This is a genomic window from Rhodovulum sp. 12E13 (assembly GCF_003340565.1).
Classification (GTDB): domain Bacteria; phylum Pseudomonadota; class Alphaproteobacteria; order Rhodobacterales; family Rhodobacteraceae; genus HLUCCA09.
In genome coordinates, this window is the sequence record NZ_QPLK01000068.1 from 1 (window position 1) to 5,865 (window position 5,865).

The following is a 5,865-nucleotide window of genomic DNA, read 5'->3' on the forward strand; positions in this document are numbered from 1 at the left end:
CCTGAAGGGCGCGAACCAGTTGCCAAAGGTCGTCGAGGGCGTCACGTTCAACGACGGCGTCGCCGCACGTGACACCGAAACCCGCGCCGCCTGATCAGGCCGTGTCACCCAAAATCGGGCATAGCTCAGCTCCAGAAGGCTCAGGTGGTTTCCGGGATCGGTTGAAAGGCGAGGCTGCGATCCCGACGCAGAAATGGGCACCCCACATCATGAAGTCCGCTTCGTTGAAGCGGTCCGGCCACGTCTGGGACGATGGTTGATGATCGCACACGCGACAGGTATTACTTCAGGACTTGGCCATCGCCTCTGTCGTCTGTTCGGCCAGGCTGATCCCAGCCTGATTCATCGTCAGGTAGGTATAATCCGCCCCTGCCTCTCGGATCCGCGCCTCATGCGCTTCGTGCAGGGCGTGCGCCACAATCGGCCCGGTGAACCCGCGCTGGCGCAACGACCGGGCGGCGATTAGCTTGGCCTCCAGATCGTCCATGGCGAGGATCGCCGCCCTGATGCCGCCCAAATTGCAGCTGCGCCAGAAATTGCTGTCCTCGGCATCTGCGAACAGCACATTGCGCCCCGCCTCGTTATGCGCTTTGGCCGTATAGGTGTCCGCATCAAGTCCAAGGGGCTTCAGCCCCTGATCCGCAATGAACTGATATGCGGCGCTGCCAGTCCGACCCATCCCGAAGATCAGTACGTTTGCTTCGCCCATGTTCTTAGGTTGTTCGTCCGGGTGGATCGTGTCGCGCTCGTACCGGCGCAACTCGTCCTCGTACCGTTCGTACAGCGGATGCGCAAAACGGTTGAGCGGAGCGGAAATAAGAAAGGACAAAGACACGGCGATGGCCAGCGGCACAAGATACTCAGGCAAGACCCCCGCCGCCACGATCAGGCCGAATTCCGAATACGCGGTCAGGCTCAGGGCGGTCAGGAAGGCACTGCGCGCCCGAAGCTTGAATGCGATCATGAGCGCGAAGAACAACACGCCCTTAAACCCCAGCAGGATGCCCGTCGCGACGGCAAAGACCATCGCTCCCCAGTCCGGCAGGCCCGTGAGACCGATCTGCAGAAAGAACCCGACGAGGAAAATCTCCTTGAGCGACCACATGGACGCCCCCAGTTCCTTGGCGCGGGCATGGGTGGATAGCAAGACGCCCATCACCAGCGCGCCAATCTCCGAGGACAGGCCCATTGCCGTGAACCCCATGCCGCCGATCACCAGCGACAGCAGCATTCCCATGAGTACGAGCAGTTCATCATGCCCGGCGAAATCCAGCAGCCTGTGCAACACGGGGCGCAGCAGTGGCACCGCAAAGACCAGCAATGCGTAGACGTTCGGCGTCTGCCCGGACCAGACCGCCAGCACGATCAGCGCGATGATGTCCTGCACGATCAGGATGCCGATGGCGGTGCGGCCATGAAATGCGCCGAGTTCGCGCTTTGTCTCCAGCAGTTTCGCTGCCAGTACGGTGGAGGAGAACGACAGCGTGATCGCCAGCAGCAGCGCCGTGCTCCATTCGAGCCCCATGAACAGCTTGAGCCCCGGCAGAAAGACCACGACGGAAATGGTGAAATGCAGCAGCGCCCCGCCCACGACCTGCGGCTGGGCGATCTGTTCCAGCTTGAGCTTCAGGCCAACGGTGAACAGCAGCATCAGCACGCCCAGATGCGCAACATGGTCCAACGTTTCGGTGGTGTAGCCGGGCAGCCCGAGAAGTGGACCGAAGATGTTGATCGCAAACCCTGCGGCAAGGAAGCCCACAAGCGGCGGCAGGCCGATCTGACGGACCGCGAGACCAAAGAAGAACGCAAAGCTGATGATGATGACTTCAAACATGACCGGAGGCTCCGTTGCAATTCACACGATCGAGTTATTCTCCGGACACATTGGTGTCGTTACCGACGCACCCCAGCCATGCACTGTATCTCACAAAAACGCATTGGCCGGGGCAAGTCCTTGACGCAGATCGTGTGGGAACTGGCGTCCACCTTCTTCTTCATAGCTGGTACCGCTCGTTCACTGTGCGGCGATCATCGCCGCAGCGTTGGTATCGTCGCACACGGTCGTCAGCTTTTCCACCGGCCTGTAGCGGCGGGAGACGGCACACTCGTCTTTCTGCTCCAGCATCAGCGCGCCGACGAGACGCATGACGGCCTCGCGGTTGGGGCAGGTCCCGACGACGTTGGTGCGCCGCTTGATTTATTTGTTCACGCGCTCCAGTGGGTTGGTGCCGTGCAGCTTCGAGCGAAGGCTCGTGTCGAGGACCATGTAGGCGAGGGCGTCTCGCTCGGACTCGTCCACCGGCTCGGCGACATCCCTGAACCGTTCGTACAAGTTATCAGCGACCTCGCGCCAGCGGGCAAGGCCCTCGTCGGGGTCCTTTTCGGCGAAGCCGGTCTTCACCACGGCGCTGACCACCGGCTTGTGGGTCTTGCCCAGGCGGGCGAGCAGGTTGCGCTGGAAATGCACGCGACAGCGCTTCCATCCGGCGCCCGGGACCTTCCGGGCAGCGGCCCTCAGCCCCTCATGGGCATCGCTGATCACCAACTGCACGCCCGGGAGACCGCGGCGCGTGAGAGACCGCGGGAAGTCGGCCCAGAACGTTTCGGCCTCCGAGGGCATGACGGTGATCCCGAGTATCTCGCGCCGGCCGTCTATGTTGACCGCGACCGCCACTATCGCTGCCATAGAGACGATGCGTCCGCCCTCGCGCAGCTTCACATAGGATGCGTCACCCAAATTCGGGCATAGCTCCACCGCGAGCTATGCGCGATTTTGGGTGATGCGGCCTGATCAGGCGGCGCGGGTTTCGGTGTCGCGGTCTGCGACCCCGTCGGTGAATGTGACGCCTTCGATGACCTGTGGCAACTGGTTCGCGCCCTTCAGTCGGCGCCACGTTTTCGCTGCGGCTTGAACGAGCTTGAAGACCATGAGCTTGGCCGTCTTCTGGGACAGCGCGCCCTTGGTTCGGACTGTCCGGTGCCGAACGGTGGCGAAGACGCTCTCGATGGGGTTGCCGGTGCGGAGGTGATCCCAGTGCTCGGCGGGGAACGCGTAGAAGGCCAGCAACGCCTCGCGATCCTTCGTCAGGCAGGTCACCGCCTTGGCGTACTTCGTCCCGTATTTCTCGGCGAAGGTGTCCATGGCGGCCTCGGCGGCAGCGCGGGTCTCGGCCTGCCAGATGTCCCGGAGGTCGGCCTTCACCGACGGATGCATGGATGTCGGGAACTTGTTCAGGACGTTGGCGGTCTTGTGGACCCAGCAGCGCTGATGACGCGTGCTCGGGAAGACCTCGTCGAGCGCCTTCCAGAACCCCATGGCCCCGTCGCCGACCGCGATCTCAGGCGGCACCTTGAGGCCACGGGTTTTGATGTCGACCAGCAGCTCGCGCCAGCTCTGCGCGCTCTCCCGCACGCCGACCTGGAAGCCGACGAGTTCCTTCTTCCCCTCAGGTGTGGCCCCGAGAATGACCAGCATGCACTCTGCCCGGGCCTCCATGCGAGCCTGTAGGTAGACGCCGTCCGCCCAGACGTAGACGTACCGCCGCGCAGAGAGGTCGCGGCGCTGCCAGCGGTCGTACTCATGCTGCCACTCGCCGGTCAGCCGCGAGATGACGTTCGGCGACAGGTTCGGCGCATCCGTGCCGAGCAGCGCCGAGAGTGCCTCCTGGAAGTCCCCGGTCGAGATGCCGCGCAGGTACAGCACGGGCAGCAGGGCATCGAGGCTGCGCGAGCGCCGCGCCCAGCGGGGTAAGATCGCCGAGCTGAAGCGGATCCTCTTCTCGGCAGGCAGGTCCGAAGCGCGGTCCCGCACCTTCGGGCGGCGCACCTCGAGCGCACCGATCCCGGTCTGGATGCTGCGCTCCGGCCCGTACCCGTGCCGAACCACCCGCTGGCGCCCATCCGGCAAGGTCTCCTCGGCATGCTGCGCGACGAAGGCGTCGGCTTCAGCGCGGAGCGCGGCCGCCAGCATGCGCCGCGCCCCATCGCGCGCGATCTCGGTAAGCGGATCCTCCACGGATCCGGGCTGGTGAAGCGAGGTGATCGTGGTATCGTCGTCCATGGCGTATCGCTCCTTCGGGAGGTTCTGGCAGGCTTCAGCACCCGCCACGATACGCCGCCTTCTCAGGCTCCATCACCCATTTCCCGGCATAGCTCTTCTCGCTCTCGTCTCGTCTGCCATGGCGCGGTTCTCGCGTCACTGGCTCAACAGAGCCTTACCAAGCGGCGGTCAACTGTCGATAGTTTGCCGCAGGGCTTGGTGGTCCTGTCCAGAGTGCCCAGGGATCCAGCGGCGAGCGCGCGACGCCGCGGTGTGCAGCGCGACGATCAGGATGAGAACGCGGGGTTGCCCGCGGGCGTTCGCGGAGTCCGCAGCGCATGTCGGCTCTCCGCCCTTCGCGAGGGATCCTGCGCGGTTCATGGAAGGCATGCCGTGGGCGTGGCCGCGTCGGGACAGTCCTGCCCTGGGCTTGTGCCGTCAGAGGTCCGTCCGGCGGACGCCGGCGACGTCGAGCGCGAGGTCGGGGCCGAAGGCGGTGGCCGGGGTGTGGTATCCGGCAGGGGCCGCGCCGGCGGCGACGCGCCGGGCGATCGCCAGGGCCGTGCAGGCCGTCAGCGCGTAGGGCTCGGGCGTCTCCATCAGCGCGGCGACGCGGGTGCCCGCCGCATCCCACCCCTCGCCGAGCAGCCGCGCGTGGCCGCTGCGCCGGAGCGTGGCGGACGGGCCGTGCACCGTGCGGTCGACGAGGCGCGTCAGCAGCCCGCGCACCGGCGCCGAGCGGAGGGCGGGCCGGAGCGGCGCCGGCACGCGAGAGACGAGCCGCAAGGGCGCGGAGGCCTCGAACAGCACGTCGATCTCGGGCGCACCCGTGGAATGCCACGCCGTCGCGACGTCGCCCCAGCTTATGCCGATCGTCTCCACCGGGCCCGCGCCGAAATCCGCCCGGCCGCGGGGCGGCGTGGCAAGCTCCACGATCTCGCCGCCGCGCCGCACCGGCGTCCCCCGTCCCAGCGCTTCGAGCGCCGTGCGCGCGGTGCCCCGGCTCGGCCGCGTCAGGCCGGAGATGGACAGGCGCAGCCGCCGCGTCCTCGGCTGGCGGCGCTTGAGGTGGGCGGCGAGGCAGTCGCTCGGCACCACGTCGAAGCCGGCCCCCGGCAGCAGGACGAGTCCCGCGCGCCGCGCCGCGGCGTCCTGCGCCGCGAGATGCTCGAAGACGGCGATTTCGCCGGTGATGTCGACGTAGTGGGTGCCGGTGTCGAGGCAGGCGGCGACGAGCGGCGCGGCGGTGCGCGAGAAGGGGCCGGCGCAGTTCAGCACGACCCGGACATCCTCGAGCTGCCGGCGCAGGCCGGTCGGGTCGTCGAGGCCGAAGGCGGCCCCCGGCATCTCGCGCCGCGCCGCGAGGTCTGCGACCCTGTCCGCGTCGCGCCCGGCGAGGAGCGGCGTGGCACCCCCATCTTCCCGTGCCCGGTCGGCGACCAGCGCCCCGGTGAAGCCGGTCGCCCCGTAGATCATCAGGTCCGGCATCAGCCGCCTCCTCCATTCGCGCGCCTCGCCGGTGGCACGGCCGGGCGGTCGCCTCGGTATCTGCGCCAGCCGTTCGGAGTGCCAACCGCGGCGAGCATGCCGCGATTCCTGCCGGGCGTGGAGCCGCGCAATCGCCTTCGCGCGGCGGCATGCCCTGTGCGGGATCGCGGGCCGGGACATTCCTGCGACCCACGGCTTCGTCTTTCTGCGCCCCGGCCAATGTCGGGTCCGAGCCGGTGTGAACGCCGGCGTGGAGAGCTTGACGCCGGCCAACGAGGGCCGGCCGCCGACCGAGGGGGAGACCCATGACACCGACCCGCACCGCGCCTCGCTCCGCA

General features: G+C 67.1%; 3 protein-coding genes and 1 pseudogene. All 4 read right to left on the reverse strand.

What is annotated here, in order from left to right; all coding sequences use genetic code 11:
- Positions 1-286: 286 nt before the first annotated feature.
- Complete coding sequence (locus DLJ49_RS20665; RefSeq protein ID WP_115395403.1) at positions 287-1,834, reverse strand: cation:proton antiporter family protein; 1,548 nt, start codon at positions 1,832-1,834, stop codon at positions 287-289.
- 180 nt (positions 1,835-2,014) lie between these two features.
- A pseudogene (locus DLJ49_RS20675) lies at positions 2,015-2,755 on the reverse strand (transposase).
- A gap of 36 nt (positions 2,756-2,791) precedes the next feature.
- A complete protein-coding gene (locus DLJ49_RS20680; RefSeq protein ID WP_115395406.1) occupies positions 2,792-4,060 on the reverse strand; it encodes an IS256 family transposase in 1,269 nt (422 codons plus the stop codon).
- Between the two features lie 417 nt (positions 4,061-4,477).
- On the reverse strand, positions 4,478-5,527 hold the full coding sequence (locus DLJ49_RS20685; protein ID WP_115395407.1) for a saccharopine dehydrogenase family protein: 1,050 nt from the start codon (positions 5,525-5,527) through the stop codon (positions 4,478-4,480).
- Between the last annotated feature and the right edge of the window lie 338 nt (positions 5,528-5,865).

Coding starts and splice junctions, on each gene's coding strand:
- DLJ49_RS20665 (WP_115395403.1), bottom strand. CDS start 1,834: ATGTTTGAAGTCATCATCATCAGCTTTGCGTTCTTCTTTGGTCTCGCG.
- DLJ49_RS20680 (WP_115395406.1), bottom strand. CDS start 4,060: ATGGACGACGATACCACGATCACCTCGCTTCACCAGCCCGGATCCGTG.
- DLJ49_RS20685 (WP_115395407.1), bottom strand. CDS start 5,527: ATGCCGGACCTGATGATCTACGGGGCGACCGGCTTCACCGGGGCGCTG.